At 72.5% G+C, this 21,066-nt stretch carries 21 protein-coding genes; 6 read left to right on the forward strand and 15 right to left on the reverse strand.

Annotated elements, in window-relative coordinates:
• Nucleotides 1-68: 68 nt before the first annotated feature.
• Both HCN51_RS29555 and HCN51_RS29560 read right to left on the reverse strand, forming a co-directional pair.
• Nucleotides 69-728 carry a FadR/GntR family transcriptional regulator gene (locus tag HCN51_RS29555; RefSeq protein ID WP_168013691.1) on the reverse strand — a complete coding sequence of 220 codons (660 nt, stop codon included), beginning with the start codon at nt 726-728 and terminating at the stop codon, nt 69-71.
• Nucleotides 729-790: 62 nt separating this feature from the next.
• Entirely contained in the window at nt 791-1,885 is a 1,095-nt protein-coding gene (locus tag HCN51_RS29560) for an ADP-ribosylglycohydrolase family protein (protein WP_168013693.1), read from the reverse strand.
• A gap of 76 nt (nt 1,886-1,961) precedes the next feature.
• Here HCN51_RS29560 and HCN51_RS29565 point away from each other — a divergent pair, with 76 nt between their 5' ends.
• Nucleotides 1,962-3,887 carry a Xaa-Pro dipeptidyl-peptidase gene (locus HCN51_RS29565; RefSeq protein WP_346433844.1) on the forward strand — a complete coding sequence of 642 codons (1,926 nt, stop codon included), beginning with the start codon at nt 1,962-1,964 and terminating at the stop codon, nt 3,885-3,887.
• Nucleotides 3,888-4,175: 288 nt separating this feature from the next.
• Here HCN51_RS29565 and HCN51_RS29570 read toward each other — a convergent pair whose 3' ends face one another.
• The 6 genes from HCN51_RS29570 to HCN51_RS29595 form a co-directional block, all read right to left on the reverse strand.
• Nucleotides 4,176-6,017: an RNA polymerase sigma factor gene (locus HCN51_RS29570; protein WP_168013697.1), complete on the reverse strand. Its 1,842-nt coding sequence runs from the start codon at nt 6,015-6,017 to the stop codon at nt 4,176-4,178.
• 45 nt (nt 6,018-6,062) lie between these two features.
• Nucleotides 6,063-7,226, reverse strand: a complete 1,164-nt coding sequence (locus tag HCN51_RS29575; protein ID WP_168013699.1) for an FAD-dependent oxidoreductase — start codon at nt 7,224-7,226, stop codon at nt 6,063-6,065.
• Nucleotides 7,223-7,966, reverse strand: coding sequence for a maleate cis-trans isomerase family protein (locus tag HCN51_RS29580; protein WP_168013701.1), 744 nt, complete (start codon nt 7,964-7,966; stop codon nt 7,223-7,225). Before HCN51_RS29580 ends, HCN51_RS29575 begins: the two co-directional genes overlap by 4 nt.
• A 76-nt stretch (nt 7,967-8,042) precedes the next feature.
• A complete protein-coding gene (locus HCN51_RS29585) occupies nt 8,043-8,255 on the reverse strand; it encodes a hypothetical protein (RefSeq protein ID WP_168013703.1) in 213 nt (70 codons plus the stop codon).
• Between the two features lie 8 nt (nt 8,256-8,263).
• Complete coding sequence (locus HCN51_RS29590) at nt 8,264-8,836, reverse strand: hypothetical protein (RefSeq protein ID WP_168013705.1); 573 nt, start codon at nt 8,834-8,836, stop codon at nt 8,264-8,266.
• 185 nt (nt 8,837-9,021) lie between these two features.
• Entirely contained in the window at nt 9,022-9,756 is a 735-nt protein-coding gene (locus tag HCN51_RS29595; protein ID WP_168013707.1) for a hypothetical protein, read from the reverse strand.
• Between the two features lie 225 nt (nt 9,757-9,981).
• Here HCN51_RS29595 and HCN51_RS29600 point away from each other — a divergent pair, with 225 nt between their 5' ends.
• Both HCN51_RS29600 and HCN51_RS29605 read left to right on the forward strand, forming a co-directional pair.
• Entirely contained in the window at nt 9,982-11,238 is a 1,257-nt protein-coding gene (locus HCN51_RS29600; RefSeq protein WP_168013709.1) for a Scr1 family TA system antitoxin-like transcriptional regulator, read from the forward strand.
• A gap of 204 nt (nt 11,239-11,442) precedes the next feature.
• Entirely contained in the window at nt 11,443-12,276 is an 834-nt protein-coding gene (locus tag HCN51_RS29605) for an SAM-dependent methyltransferase (protein ID WP_230465908.1), read from the forward strand.
• Between the two features lie 6 nt (nt 12,277-12,282).
• On the opposite strand, the gene HCN51_RS29610 is transcribed toward HCN51_RS29605, so the two are convergent.
• Genes HCN51_RS29610 through HCN51_RS29625 form a run of 4 tightly spaced genes read right to left on the reverse strand, consistent with a single transcriptional unit; the run spans nt 12,283 to nt 16,663 of the window.
• Complete coding sequence (locus HCN51_RS29610) at nt 12,283-13,869, reverse strand: MFS transporter (RefSeq protein ID WP_168013711.1); 1,587 nt, start codon at nt 13,867-13,869, stop codon at nt 12,283-12,285.
• An 11-nt stretch (nt 13,870-13,880) separates the two neighbouring features.
• A complete protein-coding gene (locus HCN51_RS29615) occupies nt 13,881-14,300 on the reverse strand; it encodes a hypothetical protein (RefSeq protein ID WP_168013713.1) in 420 nt (139 codons plus the stop codon).
• Nucleotides 14,297-15,814, reverse strand: a complete 1,518-nt coding sequence (locus HCN51_RS29620) for a hypothetical protein (RefSeq protein WP_168013715.1) — start codon at nt 15,812-15,814, stop codon at nt 14,297-14,299. Before HCN51_RS29620 ends, HCN51_RS29615 begins: the two co-directional genes overlap by 4 nt.
• Before the next feature lie 30 nt (nt 15,815-15,844).
• Entirely contained in the window at nt 15,845-16,663 is an 819-nt protein-coding gene (locus tag HCN51_RS29625) for a DUF4253 domain-containing protein (protein ID WP_168013717.1), read from the reverse strand.
• 111 nt (nt 16,664-16,774) lie between these two features.
• On the opposite strand from HCN51_RS29625, the gene HCN51_RS62415 reads away from it, so the two are divergent.
• A complete protein-coding gene (locus tag HCN51_RS62415; protein ID WP_168013719.1) occupies nt 16,775-17,353 on the forward strand; it encodes an HAD-IA family hydrolase in 579 nt (192 codons plus the stop codon).
• Between the two features lie 23 nt (nt 17,354-17,376).
• Here HCN51_RS62415 and HCN51_RS29635 read toward each other — a convergent pair whose 3' ends face one another.
• Both HCN51_RS29635 and HCN51_RS29640 read right to left on the reverse strand, forming a co-directional pair.
• The gene (locus HCN51_RS29635; protein WP_168013721.1) at nt 17,377-18,021 is read right to left on the reverse strand and encodes a TenA family protein; all 645 of its coding nucleotides are present in this window, start codon (nt 18,019-18,021) and stop codon (nt 17,377-17,379) included.
• A gap of 110 nt (nt 18,022-18,131) precedes the next feature.
• Nucleotides 18,132-19,181 carry a TIGR03118 family protein gene (locus HCN51_RS29640; RefSeq protein WP_168013723.1) on the reverse strand — a complete coding sequence of 350 codons (1,050 nt, stop codon included), beginning with the start codon at nt 19,179-19,181 and terminating at the stop codon, nt 18,132-18,134.
• A gap of 217 nt (nt 19,182-19,398) precedes the next feature.
• On the opposite strand from HCN51_RS29640, the gene ppgK reads away from it, so the two are divergent.
• Complete coding sequence (gene ppgK, locus HCN51_RS29645; protein ID WP_168013725.1) at nt 19,399-20,133, forward strand: polyphosphate--glucose phosphotransferase; 735 nt, start codon at nt 19,399-19,401, stop codon at nt 20,131-20,133.
• A 46-nt stretch (nt 20,134-20,179) separates the two neighbouring features.
• Here the strand turns inward: ppgK and HCN51_RS29650 are convergent, their stop codons facing one another.
• The gene (locus tag HCN51_RS29650; RefSeq protein ID WP_168013727.1) at nt 20,180-20,620 is read right to left on the reverse strand and encodes a MarR family winged helix-turn-helix transcriptional regulator; all 441 of its coding nucleotides are present in this window, start codon (nt 20,618-20,620) and stop codon (nt 20,180-20,182) included.
• Between the two features lie 59 nt (nt 20,621-20,679).
• Between HCN51_RS29650 and HCN51_RS29655 the strand changes: the two genes are divergently transcribed.
• Nucleotides 20,680-21,039, forward strand: a complete 360-nt coding sequence (locus tag HCN51_RS29655) for a VOC family protein (RefSeq protein WP_168013729.1) — start codon at nt 20,680-20,682, stop codon at nt 21,037-21,039.
• Nucleotides 21,040-21,066 lie beyond the last annotated feature (27 nt).

A 21,066-nucleotide genomic window follows, 5' to 3' on the forward strand; every position in this document is an offset into this window, starting at 1 on the left:
GCGCAGGCCACGCCACCGCCGGCCGCGGTGGTCAGGGTTCTGCGGGCGCGGAGGGGCGCCGCGGTGGGTCAGAGGTGGCGTTCCTGCTGGTCGAGGATGGCGACCGAGACGGCGACCGCCTTGGCCGCGTCCCGCTCCTCGATCGCGCGCAGCAGCTCCTCGTGCGAGCTGTCCGGGACCAGCGCCGCCTCCTCCTGGTCCCTGACGCTGTCGCGCAGCGCGTCGCTCATGCTGCGGTAGAGGTCGCCCAGCAGGGCGTTGTGGGCGGCGTCCGCGACCAGGAGGTGGAAGTCGACGTCGGCGTCGGCGAAGCCGTCGAGGTCGCCGGCCCGGCCGGCCGCGTTCCTGCGGGCCAGGGTGTCGCGCAGGGCGGTCAGGTCGTCGTCGGTGCGGCGGCCGGCGGCGAGCCGGGCGGCGACGAGGTCGAGGCCGCGGCGGACGTCGATGATGTCCATGGCGGCGGCCGTGTCGAGCCGGCGCCGCAGCGCGACCTGGGACTCGTCGGTCGCGGTCACGTAGGTGCCGTCGCCCTGCCGCGTGTGCAGCAGCCCCGCGTGCGCCAGCACCCGCACCGCCTCACGTACCGACAGCCGGCTCATGCCGAGGCTCTCCGCCAGCCGGCTCTCGGACGGGATCTTGGTGCCGACCGGCCACACCCCCGCGGCGATCTCCCGGCGGAGCTCGGCGATGGCGGCGTCGACGAGCGAGGTCCTGGCGACGTTACGCATGCACCTACTCCTGTTCGGCTGAAGAACCTCCACCCTAGATATTGCCGTACGGACGTGGCGGGTCAGACGAGCGCGGCGGCGAGGCGTTCGATCGTGGGCCGGCCCTCCAGCGGGGACAGCCAGGCGGCGGGCAGCGGCGCGGTGCCGTGCAGGGCGCCCAGCAGGTTCCCGCACACGGAGCCGGTCGAGTCGCTGTCGCCCGAGTGGTTGACCGACAGCAGCAGTGCCCGGTCGACGGCGGGCTCGGCCAGGGCGCAGTAGACGCCGATGGCCAGCGCCTCCTCCGCCACCCACGCGCCGCCCAGCGACTCGACGGCCTCCGGCGAGTGCCCGCCGGCGCCCGCCAGGTGCACGGCGGCGCGCAGGGCGGCGGTGGTCTCCTCGTGGCCGGGATACCGGGCCAGCAGCTCCATCGTCTCGTGGACGGCGGGCTCCAGCGCCCGGCCGGCCATGAGGTGCGTGATGATCGCCGCGAACGCGCCCGCCGCGAGGTATCCGGTCGGGTGGCCGTGGGTGATCTGCGCGCAGGCCGCCGCCAGCTCGAACGCCTCCTGCGGCAGGCGGTTGACCAGCCCGAACGGGGCGGAGCGCATCACCGTTCCGCAGCCTTTGGAGTCGGGGTTCACCGGGCCCGGCACGCCCCACGCGGACGGGCCGGGGAACGGGCGGTGCAGGCCCGACAGGCAGGCGTTGCCCGGGGCGCGCCGCGAGTACAGCCAGCCCTCCTCGCGCAGGGTGCCGGTGTGGTGGGGGAGGGTCGCGGGCGGGGGAGCGGGGTGCTGCTGGGTGTCGAGCCAGCGCAGGTACGCCCGCCGCACCGCCTCGACGGCCGCCTCCCGCGTGCCGCCTTCGGCCGGTGATGGCGTACCGCCCTCGGCCGCCTCCCGCGCGTCGCCCCCGTCTTCGCCCTGGGCTTCGGTAGCGTGAGCTGCGGTGGCACGGGCGTCCAGCAGGCCCTCGACCGTGAAGAGGGTCATCTGGGTGTCGTCCGTGATCAGGCCGGTCCTGCCGCGCCAGGTCGCGACATATCCCGTGATGCCATCCGTCCCGTGATGCTTGCGGATGTCCCGCAACGACTGGAACTCGATCGGCGCGCCGAGCGCGTCACCGACCGCGCCGCCCAGAAGGCAGCCCCGTACCCGATCCAACACTTCCATGCCCTGGATATTGCCACCTTCCTGGCTCTTTGAGAGATTGCGCTTGTTTCGGCCAACCGTGTCCCGGAGGTCACGCGTGTCACAATTACGCCCCGCCCTCTTCGCCGTCGCCCTCACCCTCGCGATCGCGACTCCCGCCCAGGCCGCCGCAGCCGCTCCCACGATCACCGTCCGCGACGGCCGCACGCAGCCGGTCTTCTCGTACGCGGACGCGGTTCGCGAGCACGTGTACGTCGAATCGCCCGTGGACAGCGACGCCGACGGCGCGCTCGACCGGGTCAGGGTGGACATCATCCGGCCCAAGGAGTCCGGCCCCGGGCTCAGGGTGCCGGTGATCATCGACGAGAGCCCGTACTACGACAACTCGGGACGCGGCAACGAGTCGGAACGCAAGGTCTACGACGCTGCCGGAAATGTCACGAAATTTCCGCTCTTCTACGACAACTACTTCGTCCCGCGCGGCTACGCCGTCCTGAACGTCGACATGCTCGGCACCACCCGCTCCGACGGCTGCCCCGACGTCGGCGGCAAGGCCGACGTGCTGGGCGGCAAGGCCGTCATCGACTGGCTGAACGGCCGCGCCAAGGCGTTCAGGGCCGACGGCACCCCGGCCGTCGCCGACTGGACGACCGGCAGGTCCGCGATGATCGGCAAGTCGTACGACGGCACGCTCGCCAACGCCGTCGCCGCCACCGGCGTCGAAGGGCTCAAGACCATCGTGCCCATCTCGGCGATCAGCTCCTGGTACAAGTACCAGCGCTCGAACGGCGTCATCTACAACCTCGACTACGCCTCCTTCCTCGCCAACTACGTCGACACCGACCCCGACGCCAAGTGCCAGGCCGTCCGCGACAGGATGGACGCCGAGGACGGCGACGACACCGGGAACTACAACCGGTTCTGGGCCGAGCGCGACTACATCAGCGGCCTGCTCGCCGACGTCTCCAAGGTCAGGGCCAGCGTCTTCGTCGTGCACACCGTCAACGACCTCAACGTCAAACCCGACAACTTCTCCGCCTGGTGGAAGGCCCTGGCCGACCGGAACGTGCCCCGCAAGATCTGGGTCGGACAGACCCAGCACGTGGACCCGTTCGACTTCCAAGGACGCAGGGACCTGTGGGTGGACACCCTGCACCGCTGGTTCGACCACTGGCTGCACGGCGTCCGCAACGGGATCATGAACGAGCCGCGCGCCGACGTCGAGATCGGCCCCGTCCAGTGGATCACCCAGCGCGACTGGCCCGCCCCGTACGCGATCGACGCGTCATTGCGGCCCGCGCCCGACGGCACGCTCGGCCTGCGCCCCGCCGCCAGGAACAGCACCGCGACCTTCACCGACGTCGCCATGAGCGAGAACGACATGGTGGCCGGCATCGGCACCCCGAACCCCGGCCGCGTCGCGTTCACCACCGGCGCGCTCCCGCTCGACCTGCGCCTGTCCGGCACACCCACCGCCGACCTGCGGGTCAAGCTCGACCGGCCCACCGCCAACCTGACCGCCCTCCTCGTCGACCTCGGCGAGGACACCCGCGTGGACTGGCGGCGCGGCCAGGGCATCACCACCCTCACCGAGGAGGACTGCCACGGCGAGAGCACCGCGGCCGACGACGCCTGCTACCGCAAGGTCGTCACCAACTTCGCCACCCGGCCCCTGGAGATCGTCGCGCGGGGCTGGATCGACGTACAGAACCGGCAGTCACTCAGCCGGCCCACGCCCCTGCCGGCCGGCTCCTACGGGACGGTGCGGTGGCTGACGCTGCCGCAGGACTACACGTTCAAGAAGGGCCACCGGATCGCGCTCGTGGTCGCCGGCACCGACACCACGTACACCGACGAGGCCGGCACCGGGGCCGCCGTGACCCTCGACCTCGCCCGCAGCCGCGTGAACGTCCCGCTCGTGCTGGGGACTCCGCTGGCGGACGTGCCTCAGGACACCGCCAGGTTCCGCGGGCCCGCGGAGGTGGAACTGCCCGAGCCTGAGACCGGGTTCCACTTCTTCTGAACCCTCGGCCCCCGCCGCACTCCGGCGGGGGTCGCTTGGTGTTACCGGCGCGAGAGACGGGCGAGCCCAGCGCCCGTCGGGACGGTGGCCAGGGGCGGCGACCCGAGACGGCGGGGCGGTGGGGGCGGCGCCTTCGGCACGGTGGCATGCGCCGGCATGCACGTAGCAGGGGCCGGGCGGCCCATGATGAGTGTCGCGACGTGCGCGATGAGTCCCGCTTGCGGTGCGGCGCGCACGACGGCGCCGCCCGCGCCGCGCAGGGCGCGACGGCTCCGCCTGCCGGAGGGGTCAGTCGCACGGACGGTGGGGGCCGCCGTCGCGGACGCTGAGGGTGGTGCCCGAGTCCGCGGAGCGTGGGGACGTCCAGGAGACGCGTAGCGTCAGGGAGCCGCCGGCCCGGGTGATGCCGCCGGTGGTGCGGCCGTCGCCGGTCGTGTGGCCGGTCCAGCGGACGGTGATCCGCCCGTGCCGTTCCACCGCTCCCAGCTCGCACGCGTCCCGAGGGGCCTGGACGCGGAAGCGGTGGCCGGAGACGGTGATGCCGGCGGTGGCGGAGGTCGAGGTGATGGCGCAGCGGCCGGTGCACGACAGGGAGAACGTCCCGCTGCGTCCTGAGCCTAGTGACAGTGACGGGGGTGACAGGCGGGCCACGGGAGGGGCGGGGCGGGGGAGAGCGGTCTTCTTGGGGACGGAGCGGAGGCCCGAGCCGGCCAGGGTCTGGGTGGTGACGGAGACGGTGGGTTCGGCGGGGGTGTTCAGGAGCAGGGTGGTCTGGGCGGCGGCCTTGGTGAGCGTGGCCGGCTGGGACTGGGCGTTCAGCACGGCCCAGATGAGGCCGGCCGCGAGCAGGCCGACGCCGAGGATGAGCGCGAGCCGGGCCACGGCCCTGATCGGGGTGCCGGGCTCGGGGTCGTCGTCCTCGTCGGCGGGCAGCCGCCAGTACTCCTGCCACTGCGCCGCGTCCCCGTTCGCCGGTTGTTCGAGGGCGGACAGGGTGAGGCCGCCGTAGCGGACGATGGCGCCGCTCTGGTGGGTGCCGTTGCTCTCGCCCTTGATGGCGGTGGTGTAGACGAGCTTGTCGCCGTACGCGCCGCCGCGGAAGGGCCGGGTGCGGCTGGGCGGGGTGAACGGGTGCCGGCCCCGTACGGCGGGCGCGCCGGGAGGCCCCAGGCCCGCGCCCGCCTGCTCAGGATCAGGATCAGGGTCAGGGTCAGGATCGGGGACGGGGGCGGAGAGGGGAACGGGACGCCCGGGGGGCTCCTGGTCGGCGGCGGCCGCGCCCGCCGCCGACCAGGGCTTTCCCGAGGTCGCCGTCGTGGGGCCGGCGACCTGGGCGGGCGGCGTGGTGTCGGCGACCGGAGGAGCCGGCGACGAGGGGCCGGTCTCCACCAGTGTGCGGGCCTGCACTGGAAAGCCGTCGGCCCGCCAGAGTGGCCCCTCGCCGGGCAACGGCTGCGCCGACGCCAGCCGGTTGGGAAGCGTGCCGGGCAGAGTCGCGATCGGCAGGCGGCGCAGCAGCGCCCCGGCCGTCATGGTCCTGGGCGCGGCCCGGCAGGTCGCGCAGGACTGGATGTGCCGGCCGATCCTGGCCCTGGCCCGCCGTCCCGGCGCGGCGACCCATTCGGCCATGCGCGAGGTCAGGACGGGGCAGCCGGTGCGGGAGCGGGCGGCGATGATCGCGGCGAACCATTCCTCCAGCCCGGCCGCGGCCCGCGCGACGATGGCGTGGACCTCGGGCTCGGGCAGCTCGAAGATGGCGGCGAGCTCGGCGTCGGCCAGGCCGTGCCGTACGGACAGGTCGAGGAGCTCGCGCTGGGGGCGTTCGAGGGAGAGCAGCGCTTCGGGCAGCAGCTCGGACATGCGGCCGGGCCGCGACCAGGAGCCGATGCTCGCTGGCTTGGCGACGACCGCCCGGTGGGCTCGGGCGACGGCGTACAGCCAGGGCCGTCTCAGGGCCGGATCGACCACGCGATCCGCGTACAGGTGCACGGTCATCGCGGCGCCGGCGACGGCCTGCTCGGCGTCGCCCGCGGCGAGCTCGGTGCGGCAGTAGTCGTAGAGGCGGGCTCCGTGCTTGTCGCACAGGTCACGAATGGCCTGGCGCGCGTCGTCCGACAGGGTTCGCCACATCCGGTGTCACCTCCTCCGTTCGGTACGCGGACGCTGGTTCGTGGTTCAGGTCCCCCCGGGGGTGTCGAGCAGCGACGCCTGCGCCAGGTAGGCGCGGGTGGCGTCGGGGTCGCCGGCGATGGCCCGCAGCCCGGCCATGGCGGCGGCGAGCCGGGCGCTGTCGCGTTCGCGCACTCCCGCCGGGCGGGTCTCGCTCCGGGGGATCACGCGGTGCAGCAGCACGGAGCGGCGCCGCCAGGCCCACGCCTCCAGCGCGGCGGGCCGGGCGGAGCCGTGGAGCACGGCCGCGAGGACCTGGCCGGCCTCGGCGGCGTCGTGGATGCCGGCGTTCATGTTGAGCCCGCCGACGGTGGAGGTCAGGTGCGCGGCGTCGCCGACGAACAGCACCCGCCCGCACCGGTACGACGTCAGCACGCCCCTGGACAGCCCGAACCGGTCGGCTCCGGTGATCCGGATCGGCTCGCCCGCGCCCGGCAGCGCCCTGCGGACCAGCAGCGACAGGTTGGGCGCGGACAGCGGCTCGTGCGTGTCGCAGGGGATCTTGAAGATGATCCGCCAGTGGTCGGGCAGGCCGAGCAGGGTGCACGACTGCTGCACGTCCCGCACGTACGTCAGCGGCGCCAGGCTGGGCAGCAGCCGGTCGAGCGGCGCGTCGGTGAAGACCCGCAGCGCCTGCGCCGGGCAGGCGGAGCGGGGGAAGGGCAGGCCGAGCGAGCCGCGCACGGTGCTGTGCGCGCCGTCGGCGGCGATGAGGTACCGGGCCCGCGTCCAGGTGTGGCCGACGCGGACCCGGATGCCGGTGCCGCCCTCCGCCACGCCGTCCACGTGGGTGCCGAACCGCACGTCCACGTCCGGGTAGACGCTCAGGGCGGACAGCAGCAGCGGGGTCAGGCGGGCCTGGTCGGCGTGGATCCTGAACGGGTGCTTGGTCAGGCCGTCGAGCCGGTTCATGCCCATCTCGGCCAGCACGATCCCCGACCGGTCGCGCCACTGCACCCGCTCCACGACCCGGCCCGCGGCGACCAGCCTGGAGGCCACGCCGAGGTCGTCGAGCAGGTCGAGGGTGGCGGGGTGGAAGGTGCAGGCGCGCGCCTGCCGGGGCAGCTCGCTCTCGCGCTCCAGGACGGTGACCGGGATCCCGGCCCTGGCCAGGCAGAGCGCGGCGGTCAGCCCGGCGGGGCCGGCTCCTGCGACGATGACGCCGTTCATGGCCGGCCTCCGACGCGGGCCGCGGCGGCCATGTGGCGGCGGTACGGCACGCGGCTGAGCGTCACGTGCCGGCCGACGGCCTTGGACAGGGCCCACCAGGCCACGCAGAGGTTCGAGGTGAGCAGGGTGCGGTCGTTGCCGCTGGTCAGCGGCCTGAGCACGGGCAGCGTGGGCAGCCCGGTGCCGGTGAACAGCAGCACGGCGTCGCCCGGCACCTCGGCCAGCTCGACCTGGCTGACCAGGGAGGCGGGCGTGTGCCCGTAGGGGGAGTAGCCGTCGGGGGCGCGTACCTGGACGACCTGGGTGACGTTCAGCCCGGCCGTCTTCCAGAAGCGCTCGGCCAGGTCGGTCACCCACGGCTGGTACGGCGAGACCAGCACGATGTCGGTCACCATCACGTGCTCCAGCGCCTCGCGCGTGGCCTGCGTGGCGGAGGCGAACGGCACCCCGGTCGCGGCGGTCAGCTCGGCGCACTGCTCGCGGTCCTCGTCGGGGCCGAGCAGGTAGCGGGGCTCGCTGCAGGCCATGACCAGCGCGTCGAGCCGCAGCCCGTCGAACGCGCCGAGCATGGCGGGCACGGCGGTGTTGTAGCTCTCCAGCCGGTCGATCAGGGACCGCCCCGGCCGGGCGGGGAGGCGGGCGACGTGCATGTCGGCCCGCGAGCCGAGCAGCCGGGTCAGCTCGGGCTCGGCCGACGGGTTCGCGGGCGCCACGAGCACGCCGATCCTGCGGCGGCTCATGGTGTGCCCCGGACGGTGCGCATGGTCTTCTCCTCCTGTGCGGGAAGGTCTTCCGGTGCCGGAAGGCGAAGAGGGTTCAGGGGGTGCGGTGGGGGGTCAGGGCGTGGTCGATCTCGGTGATCGCCGCGACGGACACCTGCCGGATGCGGCGCAGCCGGTGCACGGTGCGCGCCGCTCCCTGGTCCTCTTCACGGGGTTTCCCGCCGGACGGTGGTGGGGGCGCGCCGGGTCGTACGCCCCGGGGGTGCACTTCGTGCGGTTGTGACCTGCGCAGCTCCTCGGTGAGCATGATCACTCCTATGTGGAGGCGGGTGGTGAGGGGTGCGGCGCGGAGAGGAGCCGGCGCGGTGTCGCCACCGGCTCCTCTCCGGCCGCGCGTCGGGGTGGAGGTCCGGTCTCACGTTCCGACGCCACGGCGACCCGCACCAGCGCCGTGGCGGCGAGCAGAACGGTGGCCGGCGGAACGGCCATGAGCACGCGGGCGTGCCCGGGCGACGGCCCCCTTGGGGGCGGCCGGTCGATCGGCATCGTGGCGCCCGTCACGGCGATCGTCCCGCCCGGCATCGCTGCCGTGCCGATGGTGCCGTCCAGGCCGGGAACACCGCCGTAGACGACCCTGCCGAGCCCGACGCGGCGGACGACCGGCATGGCCGGAGGCGCCGCCGCCATCGTGGCGGCCCTTGTGGAGCCGCCGTCCCGCCGCGGGTCGCGGGCACGCCGCCGCCGCGAGTTCAGCGGCAGGGCGGCGGGCGTGCGCGGGCGACCTCGCGGGCGGGAAGAAAGCCAGCCCCAGGCGCCACCCCTCGAGACGGCCAGCACGCCAGCCGCTACCGCGCTGGCCGTCAGCACCGCGCCGACTAGGTCGGGCACGTGCCGCACGGTGCCGGGGGGGTGGGGAAGCGCCGGGGCCAGCGCTTTGTGCGCCGCCACACGGGGTGGCAGCGGTTGCCGGGACGCGGGCGGGATGGCCGCCGTCGCGCCCGGGCGGTGGGGGTCCGGAGGCGACGCCGGCGGGATGGCCGCCGTCGCGCCCGGGCAGTGGGGGGCCGGGGGTCTCATCGAGCCGTCACCGCGCTCTCGGCCACGTTCGGCACGCTGACGCAGACCATGCGCTCCGTCAGCCCGGCCCTGGGTCCGGCCGCGCGGGCGCGGGCCGGTGGTCCGGCTTCGCCGGCCGCGTGCGTACGGGCCGGCCCCGCACCGCCGGCCACCATGCGCGCGACCTTGGAGGCGAGCGCGAGATGCTCGGCGCAGCGCCGGCCCACCTTGGCCTCCAGGCCGGCCACCTGGGCCAGCCGCAGCCGCATGGGCTCCAGCGACGAGCGCCGTTCGAGGCCGTCGAGGTCGGCCAGCCGGGCGGGCCAGCGCAGGTCCTCGGCGCAGTGGGCCTCGACCTCGCCGGGCAGGTCCGCGGCGGGGAACCCCTCGTGACGCAGCCGGGTGGCGACCATGACGGACGTGAACGCCGTCCGGTCGAAGTCGGCCAGCCGTCCGGTGAGGGCCGCGCCGAGCATCCTGACGCGGTGGCTCAGGCAGACCGCACTCCACCCGAGCAACAGCAGCCGGTCGGGGCCCGTCTCGGTGTGCCAGCCCGCCAGCCGCAGCTCGCGGGCCATCCGGTGGTAGTGGCGCCAGCGGTGGCCGGGGTCGTCGAGCCAGACCTGGACCCCGCCGAGCGGCAGGCTCGCGACGTGGACGCCGGGCCCGGCGACGCGGGCGCAGATGCGCTGGACCGCCGGCTCCTGGCCTGGGACGGCCGGGCCGTCCAGGAAGGTCGAATCCATGGTCACGTCCGGCCACCTCCTCGCAGGGGGATCTCTCCAGAACCGCTGAGGCTGTTAAGCCCCAGTTACCACGTGCTCCGATAGTCCGCTTATGCAGGGGGCTATGTCAACTGACAGTTTGCGCATAAGTTGATACCTGCCTGCGTGGCAGAGCTTGCCCGCATGGCAGGGGACAGTGGGGCGAGCGTCCCTTACGCTGGACCATGTTCACGGGCGGCTAGGAGGTGTGCCGTGGCGAACTTCGCCGAGCGGCTCGATCTCGCGCTGACCAAGCGCGGCTTCACCGGCGCGCAGGTCGCCTCCGCCCTGACGGAGGCCGGCATCCCCATCACCCGCGCCTACGTGAGCCAGCTGCGCACCGGCAAGCAGACCAACCCGACGCTGCAGGTGCTCAGGGCGCTGGCGTCCTGCCTCCAGGTGAGCGTGGGCTGGCTGGTCGGCGACGACTTCCTCGAATCGGGCTCCGTGGAGGACCTCCAACTGCGCGCGGCCACCATCGGCCTGTCCGCCTCCGGCCTGTCCGAGAGCTCCCTGGCCGTGCTGCGCGGCGTGGTCGAGCTGGCCCGCAAGGCCGAGGGCCTGCCCGAGGAGCCCGAGCCGACCTCCGACATCCCCGAGGCGGTCGCGCCGCTGAGCGGCCCGCAGCGCCGGGCGCTCGGCAAGCGGTTGCACGGCCTGCGCCTGTCGGCCCAGCTCTCGGTCGAGCAGGTCGAGACCGCGATCGGCAGGGGCGCGGCGGCGATCCCCGCCATCGAGGAGGGGCGCATCGCCCCGCCGCCCATCACCGTCGAGCGCCTGCTCACCGTCTACGGCGTCTCCGTGCCCCCCATCCGCGAGTACGTCCTCTCGCTGGCCAGGGGCGAGCGAGAGGCCGCCTGGTACGACGCGCAGTCCGTGCCCGTCTGGCTGGCCACCGGCTACGCGCTGGAGGGCCGGGCCACGGTGATCCGCACGTACCACAACCAGTTCGTCCCGCCGCTGCTGCAGACCGAGGAGTACGCCAGGGCCGCCATCACCGTGGCCGGGCCCGCGACGCTCGGGCAGCAGACGGTCGAGGAGGCGCTGGCGCTGGTGCTGGCCCGCCAGGAGGCGGTGCCGCGCGACAACGGCGTGGTGCTGTGGGCGGTGATCGACGAGAGCGTGCTGATCCGCTCGATCGTCGGGCAGCACGTCCAGCTCCGGCAGCTCGAGGTGCTGATCGAGCACGCCAAGCGGCCCAACGTCTCGCTGCACGTGGTGCCGATGGAGGATCCCGCGTACGTGCCGCGCACGGGCCCGTTCACGATCTGGCGCTTCGCGGAGGCGTTCGAGCCCGACATCGCCTGCGCCCACGGCATCGACTCCGACGCGCTGATCACCGGCGCGGCCGAGGTGGAGGCGTTCCACCAGGCGTTCACGAAGCTGTCGGTGACGACGACCACGCGCGACGAGACCTTCGAGATGCTGAATTTCCATCGCGAAAGACTTTCGCGTTCGTTGGGGATCTGATCGTTCCGCTTTCGCCTTCCCCGGGGATCTGATCGTTTCGTGGTTTGTACCAACGAATGGTTACGTAGGTATATCCACAATCAATGGCTTTTGCGGTTGTCTTTCCCCCCGGGGCGAGGATCATATGGTCTGGGTCATCGAGTGGGGTCCGAAAGGATCAGCTTTTCCCGCGATAGTGGGCGAGGGGAAAGGGGCAACACTCAAATGCGTCAGCGTGCCATCCGAAACCTGGCGAAGCTGGAGATGACCCAAGCGCGCGTCACGCGGATTCTCGACGCCGCCGCGGGTGGGAAGAACAACTTCGTGGCGGACCGGGATGTCATCAGCCGCTATGACCAGGCCGCCCCGATCACGACGACGGCCGCCAGAGCGGTGCTCCAATATTTACGCCGGGTGGTCCGCCATCTGGCGAGCGAAGGTGTGGACCAGTTCGTGATCGTCGGGAGTGGCGTCCCGAGCGGTCTGCCACCGGGCAGGCAGTTGCACGACGTGGCCAGGAACGCGCTGAACGGCTCCGTGCCACGCGTGGTCTACGTGGAGAACGACCCTATGGTGCTGGCCGGAGCGCGGGCGACCATCGAGCCGATCACCGATCTCGTCCGCGTCGTAGAGGGCGACGTGCGCGAGATCGACGAGATCCTCGACGACCGGGTGCTGCAGACGTTCCTCGACTGGGACCGGCCCATGGCCGTGCTGCTGCTGTCCACCCACAGCCTGAACGACGACGAGTACTTCCATTACGTGATCAAACGCATTCGCCAGGTGGTTCCCGAACGGAGTTACCTGTCGATGATGCAGACCACGTTCGACGCCATTCCGGCGGAGTTGTTGCCGGCCATTCACGACCTGCTGGCGATGACGCTGCCGGGCCACGCGATTCGCACCCGGGAGGAGGTCGAGGCGTTGCTCGACGGCCTGGTGCTGGTCGATCCGGGGCTGGTGTGGGTTCCGGAATGGCGGCCCGACGGCCACGACGACGCTTGTGCCGAACAGCCCAGCGCGTCCGGCAACTACGGTGCCGTGGCCCGCGTTCCCTGACGCGCCCTACACCTTCGCGGGTTCGGCCGGCGCTCCAGCCGGGCCCTTGACGGGCTCGACGCCGAAGACGAGCACCGCCACCACGGCCAGCAGCAGGGGCACCGCCCCCAGCAGCGCCGTCATCCCGATGGACGGGGCCGCCGCGCCCGCGACGAGCACGCCGGTCACGGCCACGCCGCCGAACTTGCCGACGCCCGCCGACAGCCCGGAGCCGCGCGAGCGCACCCGGGTCGGGTAGATCTCGGAGCTGTACGCGGCCAGCACCGCGGCGATCGCCGCCGTCCCCACGATCGGCCCGGCCAGCAGCACGTACAGCCAGGTGCGGTCGTGAGCCAGCGTCTCGCCGGAGAACGACAGCACCACCAGCGCCGCCCCGACCAGCGCCGAGAGCACCACGATCGTCTTCTTGGCGCTCCACAGGCCGTACATCGCGGCCGAGATGAAGATCAGCGGCAGCCCCAGCAGCGTGGAGTCCGCGAGGGCCCGGTCAGCGGCCGACTGGTCGAGGCCGAGACTGCGCAGGTTGGACGGGATCCACAGCTGGAAGCCGTAGGTGACCAGGCCGATGCTCAGCCCCAGGACCACCACGGCCGCCGTCAGCCCCGTGAACGGGGCGCGGAACAGCCGGGAGTAGCCGCCCTCGTGCTCGTCCTGGACCCGCTCCACGTCGGACTCCGAGGTGAGCGCCGCGCCGTAGCGGGCCATGATCGCGTGCGCCTCGTCGTCGCGGCCGTGCGCGAGCAGGAACCGCGGCGACTCGGGGATGAACCGGTTGAGCAGGATCAGGAAGACCCCCGTCGGCAGGCCGACCAGCCACAGCACCCGCCAGGAGTACTCCGGCGCCAGCGTCGCCGACAGGAAGCTCGCCAGCAGGTAGGCCACGGCCAGGTTGCCGCCGATGAGCACCATCACCCAGCCCTTGTGCCGCGGCGGGATCGTCTCAGCGAGCAGCGAGAACGCGATCGGCAGCATGCCGCCCGCGCCCAGGCCCATCGCCAGGCACATCGCCAGGTTGCCCTCGAAGCTCGGCATCACGCCGCAGATGGCCGTGCCGATGAACAGCACGCCCGCGTACAGGATGGAGGGCTTGCGGCCGATCTTGTCGCCCAGCCAGCCCCACAGCAGCGAGCCCAGCACCGTGCCGGTCAGGCCGGACAGCGGCAGCAGCGCCACCGGCAGGTCGCCGCCCGGGTTGAGCGGGGACCTCAGGCCGTACTCCTCGACCATGCCGGGGGAGACGAACCCGAGCGTGATCGGCTTCATCGCGTCGATCACCACCGCGACCGACATGACCACGATCAGCCCGATGTGCGCCGGGCGCATCCGCTGGTCGTCCAGCGCCCGCACCCGCACCTCGGCCGCCGGCCTCGCCGCGAACGCGCCCGGCGGCACCAGCCCCCACGCCGTCACCACCAGCCCCGCGACGATCAGCACCATGCCGATCGTCATCGGCAGGTCCATCGGCATCCCGGCCAGCCGGTAGTGCATGTCCGCGCCGTGCAGGTACATCGGCAGATGCAGCAGCACCCCCGCCACCGTGGCCAGCGTGCCCAGCCAGAAGTACAGCGGACGAGCCAGCTCGACCCCGCCCATGAGCTTCCCCCTCACAACAGGCGGCCACCCCGCAGCCGCCATTGGACGAACAGCACCCGCATGGGCCCGTTCACGAACAGCCACTGGCCGACCCACACGACGCCGAACATCACGGCGAACGCCCAGAACGGCACCGGCCCCCCGACCCCCGGCACCAGACCGGCATCGAGCAGCACCCACATGAGCAGCCCCTCGGGCACGGCCGTGACCAGCCCGAACAGCGTCGGCCAGTCCTTGTCCCAGCGGAACTGCATCAGCAGGTGGTACAGCAGCTCCCAGCCGACGCCGACCACGGCGACCGCCAGCAGCATCACGAACGCGTCGCGCAGCGACATGGGCAGCACGAGCGCGAGCAGCGCCGTCAGCACCGCCCCCACCGTGGCCAGCACGAACAGCCGGGTCTGCACCCGCCCGGCGAGCGTCGGGATCAAGCCGGTCTCCTGTTCGCCGCCCACTTCAGCCACTGCGACACCGACCTGACCGGCCCCAGCCCCTTGCAGAAGCCGCGCCTGGCCAGGTCGTCGGCGATGTCGAGGGCCGCCGTCTGCATGCCGAGGAAGCTGTCGACGGCCAGGAAGTGGTTGCCCGCCGTGGCCGCGCCCGAGGCGTACAGCCGGCCGTCGCCGCTCTCCGTGCCCAGCACCTCGAAGCTCCGGCCCACCTGCAGCCGGCCCGCCTTGTTGGGGCGGGCGCCGCCGTGCTGCAGCAGGTCGGCCAGCACCCGGTGCTCCGGCATGTCGGCCTCCAGCCCGGTGCAGTCGATGATGAAGTCGGAGACGTACTGCATGGGCGCCGAGCTCGCGCTGCGCGTGTGGGTGACCAGCCGGCCGTCGGGCGTCTGGTCGATGCGCTCCACCTCGGCCTGCACCGCGTGGTACCAGCTGCCCTGCCTGGCCCGGCGCAGCTGCTCCTGCCAGCGGGCCAGCTTCGGCGTGGTGGTGCCCGCCACCAGCGCGGCCAGCCGCGCCCGCCGCTCCGGCGTCGCCTTGCGGAACTGCGCCTTGAGCTGCCCGCCGAACGCCGACTTCGGCATCGTGAACGCCTGGTAGGCCCACCCGTCGCCGCCCTTGCGCCGCATGAACGGGTGCGGCCCGTGCGAGCCCGTCACGTACGTGCGGAACAGGTGCACGATCGTCGTCTGCAGGCCGTAGCGCTCCCTGTCGTCCATGAGGCGCTGCAGCACGCGCGAGGCCACGATGCCCGCGCCGCGCACCACCACCACGCCGGGCCGCTTGCTGAGCTGGTCGTAGACGTGCTCGTGCGGCTCGTACGCGTTCACCACCCGATACCGCTCGCCCCGCCGCTGGCGGAACTCCTGGAGGTCGTCGAGGAACTTCAGCCCCGGATACCCCACGGCCAGGTGCACGTAGCGGGAGCGCAGCGCCACCCGCTTGGTCGGCCCGCTGCCCGCCGGCGGCGTCAGCACCGTGAAGTAGCCGCCGCCCAGCCGCTTCCTGACCATGCGGACCTGCCCCTTGGCCAGCATCTCCCAGTAGCCGATGCGGTCGGCCTCGCGCTGCACGCTCCGCATGACCAGCGCCGCCCGGGGGCTGTAGAAGTCGGTGCCGATCGGCTCGGTCAGCACCTGGAGCAGCGGCTTGACGGAGCGTTCCTGCCAGGCCTCCTGCACCGCGTACGAGGGGAAGCCCCAGATGTTGTCGGGCCGCGCGCCCGAGTCGGAGCGGATGCGCTCGTGAGCGGGCAGCTGCGAGACCCGCGTCAGGTACTCCCACGTCTGCCAGGGGGAGTCGCTGGTCGAGAGCACCCGCACGGCGGAGGTGGGCACGCCGCGGATGCGCAGCACGTCGAGCAGCGTGAACGAGCCGATGCCGCCGCCCACCGACACCAGCGGCATGTCATAGACGGGGATGCCCGCCGACTCCACCAGCCCGTCGGCCCAGACGGAGGAGTGGAGCAGCTCCGGCGTCAGATCTCCCCATGGCACGGAAGTTAAAGGTAGCGTAAAAGCGGGCTTTCAATCCCACCAGAATGACCAGGCGTGCCGGCCCATGATCTGGGCGGCGTATCCCTGGAGATCGCCGGGCCCCTGCACCACGTTGTCCGGGCAGAACGTCCAGTGCTCGGCCGCCACGTGCAGCGCGTGCTCGTGATCCACCGGCGGCGCCGCCACGCTCAGCTCCAGCGTGTTGAAGCCGACGCCCACCACCCGCGCCCCGAACCGGTCCTCCCAGCTGCGCACCACCGCCGCCATCGGCACCATCCATTCGTTGTGGTGCAGCGCCCCCTGCCAGCCCATCACGGCCAGCGCGTCGGCGCCCCGGCCCGCGGCGACCAGGCCCACCGGCATGCCCCTGGCGGCCAGCTCGCCCGCCAGCCAGTCGGCGACCGCCTCAGGCTCGGCCTTCAGCACGCCGGGCGCCGCCGGGCCCGGGCAGATCGCGCCGTACGGATCGAGCTCCTCCAGCGCGTCCGGCGGCATCTGCGCCACCCACTCCTGCCACACCTCCGCCATGAACCCCTCGGCGGTGAAATGGTCGATCTGACGGGGATCGTCCGGCACGACCTGCCCCACGCTCCACGGCTGCGCCGACTCGTCCAGCAGCAGCGGCCACAGGCCGCTGTGCGGATGCCACTCCCGCAGCAGCGCCCAGTCGGCGCCCGTGACCGGCTCGTCGCTCATCCAGAACGCCGGCCGCGCCGGCACCCCCTGCCCCGTGTAGCCGGGATCCGGCCAGACCACGTCACCGGGAGGCAGCGCCACGCCCAGCCTGCGCCCCCTGCCGCCGTCGGCGAACAGGGGGCCCAGCTCGCGTGGCAGCCGATGATCGCTCATGCCCTACCGTTCCGATACCGAATCCTGTCTCGGAGATGGTAGTGCCGCGCGTGGTCCTGGGCCCTGTGGCGGGCACCCCTGAGATGCCGGTGTGCGGCAGAATGCTGTTCCGTGTTCCCCTTCGACGCGGTTCTCACCGACTTCGACGGCGTGCTGCGCCACTTCGACCACGCCGCCCAGGCCGACATCGAGGCCCGTTACGGCCTGCCGCTGCGCAAGACCGCCTTCGACCCCGAGATGATCCTGCCCCCGACGCTCGGCCACGTCACCGAGGCGCAGTGGGTGGAGGCCACCGTGGCCGCGCTCGGCGGCGGCGAGCGGGCGCGGCAGGCCATGGCCGAGTTCGTCGAGATCGCCTTCTGGGTGGACGAGGAGGTCAGGGCGCTGCTGGCCAGGGCGCAGGAGCACGTGCCAGTGATCATCGTGACCAACGCCATGGACACGCTGGAGGAGCACATCGACCGGCTGGGACTGACGTACTTCGCCGACGACGTGGTGAGCAGCGCCCGGGTCGGGGTGGCCAAGCCCGACCCGCGCATCTACGAGATCGCGGCCGAACGGGCCGGCGCCGCGCCCGCCCGCTGCCTGTTCGTGGACGACCGGCTGCCGAACGTGGAGGCCGCCAGGGCCCTGGGCATGACCGGCATCCACTACCGGTCCCTCCAGGACCTCGCCGAAATCCTGGGCTGACCGGCGGCCCTGCCTCCCGAAGCTCAGCCGGCGGCCATGTCGAAGAAGGCCCGTTCCAGCTCCACCGCCCGGCGGAACACCCCCAGCACCTCCCGGCGCCGCTCCGCGCCCAGACCGGCGCCCAGCCGGTCCAGCTCGCCCCGCAGGAACGCCACCCAGGCGCGGAACTCCGCGCCCTCGTGCAGCTCGATCCACTCCCGGTGCACGAAACTCTCCGGCAGCGGCTCGGCGGCCCGCGAGGCCCAGCCGAGGTAACACCACTCGGCCACGCACAGCACGGCCGCGATCAGCAGGTAGTCCTGCGAGCGCCGCACCTCGTCCATGAGCTCCCTGAACGCCGCCGTCACCGGCTCCAGCGGCACCTCGGTCCGCCCGCCCAGCTCGGCCAGCGCCCGATGGAAGTACGTCTTCTCCTCGGTGGTCGCCACCTGACCGAGGAACGTGCCGTACGGCACCCGGGCCTCGAACGTGTCGGCGGCGGCCACCGCCGCGCCGAGCAGTGCCGTGAAGGAGTCCACGAACTGGAAGTCCTGCTCCAGGTAGCGCCGCATCGCATCGCCGGCCGCCGTTCCCTCGATGATCGCCGTCGCGAACGGGTGGGTCACCACCGCCGTCCACTCCGGCTCGCACTGCTGCCTCAGCCACTCGCTGAACGTCTGCTCACTCATGACCCGGACTGTAGACGCCGCCGCGAGGGACGAACCGCCGCCCCCTCGCCGTACCGGGCGAGCTGCGCTTCTCGCCAGGCCAGGGGGCGGCGGCGACCGAACGCCTGCCGTCAGTACCCGCCGTAGGGATTCTGGGAGGGCGACTGGTTCTGCGGGGCGCTCGACTTGTGGCCCGCCGGGTGCGTCGGGCTGCTCGACGGGCCGCTCGACGGCGCGGCCGCCGCCCCGTTGGAGCTCACCTTCGTGCCCTGCGGGGCGATGACCCCGATCAGGCCGTGCTTGGTGGCGTCGATGCCGGCCGAGAACCACAGCGAGCTCTCGCCGCCCGTGGCGGCCGTGCCCGGCTCCAGGTCCCACAGGCCCGGCAGCACGATCGGCTTGCCGTCGGACGTCCGCAGCGCGCCCAGGTGCCTGCCGCTGCGGTACGCCTGCACGGTGCCGTCACCGAAGTTGCCGACCAGCAGCGCGTTGCGGTACTGGCTCCAGCCCTTGGGCGCGGCCGTGATGCCCCACGGGGCGTTCAGCCCGACGCGGGAGATGCGCCCCGTCAGGCGCCCACTGGCGTTGAAGCGGCTGACGAAGCCCTTGCCGTTGCCGAAGACCGGCTTGCCGGTGCTCGGGTCGCGCAGGGCGTAGGCGACCCAGATGCTGCCGTTGGCGACCGCCACGTTGTAGGCGTTGTAACCCCTCGGCAGCGCCCGGTCCCTGAACTGCCACTTCGCCAGGTGGATGCGCTGGAAGTCCTCGTCGAAGGCGTGGATGCGCCCGCTCGCGAAGTCCGCGGCGAGCAGGAAGGCCTCGTCCTCGGTCTGGACGAGCTCCAGCCCCTTGTAGTCGGCGCCGCGGGTGAACGCCGCGATGATCGCGTTGGCGGGGTCCACCTCCGCGTTCCATCCGCTGATGGCGCCGCTCGGGCTGGAGAAGATGAACGAGGCGGGCTTGCCCTTGACCGTGAACCCGTCACCGGGGTTGAACACCTGGCCCGTCGGGGCTCCGCCCGGGATGGCCACCTCCGTCTTCTCCTTCTTGCCCGTGCCGGAGTAGACGGTGGCGCTACCGGTGCCGGTGTTCGAGACCCACAGAGTCTTGCCCATGGCCAGGCCCCACGGGTTGACGACCTTGGGGTCGGTGACCGGGGCTTTGCCCTGAACGTCCGACACAAGGTTGATGACGTCGAATCGCGTCCTGGTGGTGGCGTGTGCGGGAGAGGTGAGAGTCGCTCCCAGAACGACCGCAACAGCGCAGAGTGTGATGATGCGTGGCCGCATCCGTTGCCTCCTAGTTAGCGCTTGTGACGCGAGATACGCGGACGGGGGAGGCGGGGTTCAGCCGGGCCAGAAATAGAGTTATTCGCGTCTGTGGGGAAGATAGACAGTCATGAACGTGCTGGGCATCGACATCGGCGGCTCCGGGATCAAGGGCGCGCCCGTCGACACAGAGGCCGGTGAGCTGCTGGAAGAGCGGCTCCGCATCCCCACTCCCGAGCCGTCGTCCCCCGAGAAGGTGGCCGCGGTGATCGACACGATCTCCCGCCATTTCGGATGGACCGGCCCGGTCGGGGTGACCTTCCCCGGGGTCGTGGTGAACGGGGTGATCAAGACGGCCGCCAACGTGGACCGCTCCTGGATCGGGGTCGACGCGGCGCAGCTGTTCGGCGGGGCCACCGTGCTCAACGACGCCGACGCGGCCGGGCTGGCCGAGGTCCGCTTCGGCGAGGGACGGGACCGGCCGGGCACGATCCTGGTGCTGACGTTCGGGACGGGCATCGGCAGCGCCCTGTTCGTGGACGGGGAGCTGGTCCCCAACACCGAGCTGGGGCACCTGGAGCTCAACGGCAAGGAGGCCGAGCACCACGCCTCCGACCGGGCCCGCGAGAAGCACGACCTGAGCTGGGAGAAGTGGGCGGAGCGGGTGGAGGAGTACCTGCGTCACGTCGAGATGTTGTTCTCCCCGTCGCTGATCGTGATCGGCGGGGGTGTCAGCAAGAAGGCGCAGAAGTTCCTGCCGTACGTCCGGCTGGAGACGCCCGTGGTGCCGGCCGCGCTGCAGAACCAGGCGGGCATCATCGGCGCCGCCCACGCGGCCGCGAGCCGCATGCAGCGCGTCCACTGACGCCTGCCGCTGGATCGCCCGGGGCGCGTGTCGTGCGCCCGGGCGGTCAGCCGTCCGAGCCGGCCAGGGCCTCGGCCATGGCGTCGAGCTGCCGCAGCAGCACCTCCGCCTGCGCCCGGTCCAGGCCGGCCGTCATCCGCCGCTCGACGGCCAGCACGTCGGCCCTGGCCGCCTCCAGCACCCTTTCCCCGGCCTCCGTGAGCCGCGTCGGCAGCGCGCGCCCCGACGGAGCGGTCGCGGGGCGCGACACCAGGCCCGCCTCCTCCAGGTTGCGCAGCACCACGTTCATCGACTGCCGCGTCACGAACGCGCCGCGCGCCAGCTCCGCGTTCGACAGCTCGGGCCGGTGCCCGAGCATCTCCAGGCACGCGTACTGCGGCGTGGTGAGCCCGTGGGCGCGCAGCGCGGCGTCCATGGCGGCCCTGAGGGCGGCCTGCACCCGCTTGAGCTGGTAGCCGACGGTCCGGTACACATCGTCTTGCGTCATGTCAGAATTCTGACATATGCTCTCCTATGTCAAAACCCTGACATTGAAACGAGGGCACCATGACCGTCACCGGAATCGACTTCGTCGCGCTGCAGGTCCGCGACGTCGAGCAGGCCGCCGCGTTCTACGAGACGCGCTTGGGCCTCAAGCGCGCCCCGGCCAGCCCGCCGGGCGCGGTCGTGTTCGCCACCGAGCCCATCCCCTTCGCCGTCCGCGAGCCGCTGCCGGGCGTGGACCTGCCCGAGCGGCCCGGCACCGGCGTGGCGCTCTGGCTCAAGGCCGGCGACGCCCAGCAGCTGCACGACGAGCTCCAGGCGGCGGGCGTGCCGATCGTCGGCCCGCCGGTGGACGGCCCCTTCGGCCGCACGTTCAGCTTCGCCGGCCCCGAGGGCTACGTGATCACGATTCACGATCGCTGAGACACGACCGATATTGGGATGCGCGCG

The sequence above is a fragment of the Nonomuraea composti genome (assembly GCF_012034275.1).
GTDB classification, from domain to species: domain Bacteria; phylum Actinomycetota; class Actinomycetes; order Streptosporangiales; family Streptosporangiaceae; genus Nonomuraea; species Nonomuraea composti.

Bases quoted from the DNA above. Each gene is read 5' to 3' on its own strand.
- HCN51_RS29555 (WP_168013691.1), bottom strand. From the start codon at position 728: ATGCGTAACGTCGCCAGGACCTCGCTCGTCGACGCCGCCATCGCCGAG.
- HCN51_RS29560 (WP_168013693.1), bottom strand. From the start codon at position 1,885: ATGGAAGTGTTGGATCGGGTACGGGGCTGCCTTCTGGGCGGCGCGGTC.
- HCN51_RS29570 (WP_168013697.1), bottom strand. From the start codon at position 6,017: ATGTGGCGAACCCTGTCGGACGACGCGCGCCAGGCCATTCGTGACCTG.
- HCN51_RS29575 (WP_168013699.1), bottom strand. From the start codon at position 7,226: ATGAACGGCGTCATCGTCGCAGGAGCCGGCCCCGCCGGGCTGACCGCC.
- HCN51_RS29580 (WP_168013701.1), bottom strand. From the start codon at position 7,966: ATGAGCCGCCGCAGGATCGGCGTGCTCGTGGCGCCCGCGAACCCGTCG.
- HCN51_RS29585 (WP_168013703.1), bottom strand. From the start codon at position 8,255: ATGCTCACCGAGGAGCTGCGCAGGTCACAACCGCACGAAGTGCACCCC.
- HCN51_RS29605 (WP_230465908.1), top strand. From the start codon at position 11,443: ATGCGTCAGCGTGCCATCCGAAACCTGGCGAAGCTGGAGATGACCCAA.
- HCN51_RS29610 (WP_168013711.1), bottom strand. From the start codon at position 13,869: ATGGGCGGGGTCGAGCTGGCTCGTCCGCTGTACTTCTGGCTGGGCACG.
- HCN51_RS29625 (WP_168013717.1), bottom strand. From the start codon at position 16,663: ATGAGCGATCATCGGCTGCCACGCGAGCTGGGCCCCCTGTTCGCCGAC.
- HCN51_RS29635 (WP_168013721.1), bottom strand. From the start codon at position 18,021: ATGAGTGAGCAGACGTTCAGCGAGTGGCTGAGGCAGCAGTGCGAGCCG.
- ppgK (WP_168013725.1), top strand. From the start codon at position 19,399: ATGAACGTGCTGGGCATCGACATCGGCGGCTCCGGGATCAAGGGCGCG.
- HCN51_RS29650 (WP_168013727.1), bottom strand. From the start codon at position 20,620: ATGACGCAAGACGATGTGTACCGGACCGTCGGCTACCAGCTCAAGCGG.
- HCN51_RS29655 (WP_168013729.1), top strand. From the start codon at position 20,680: ATGACCGTCACCGGAATCGACTTCGTCGCGCTGCAGGTCCGCGACGTC.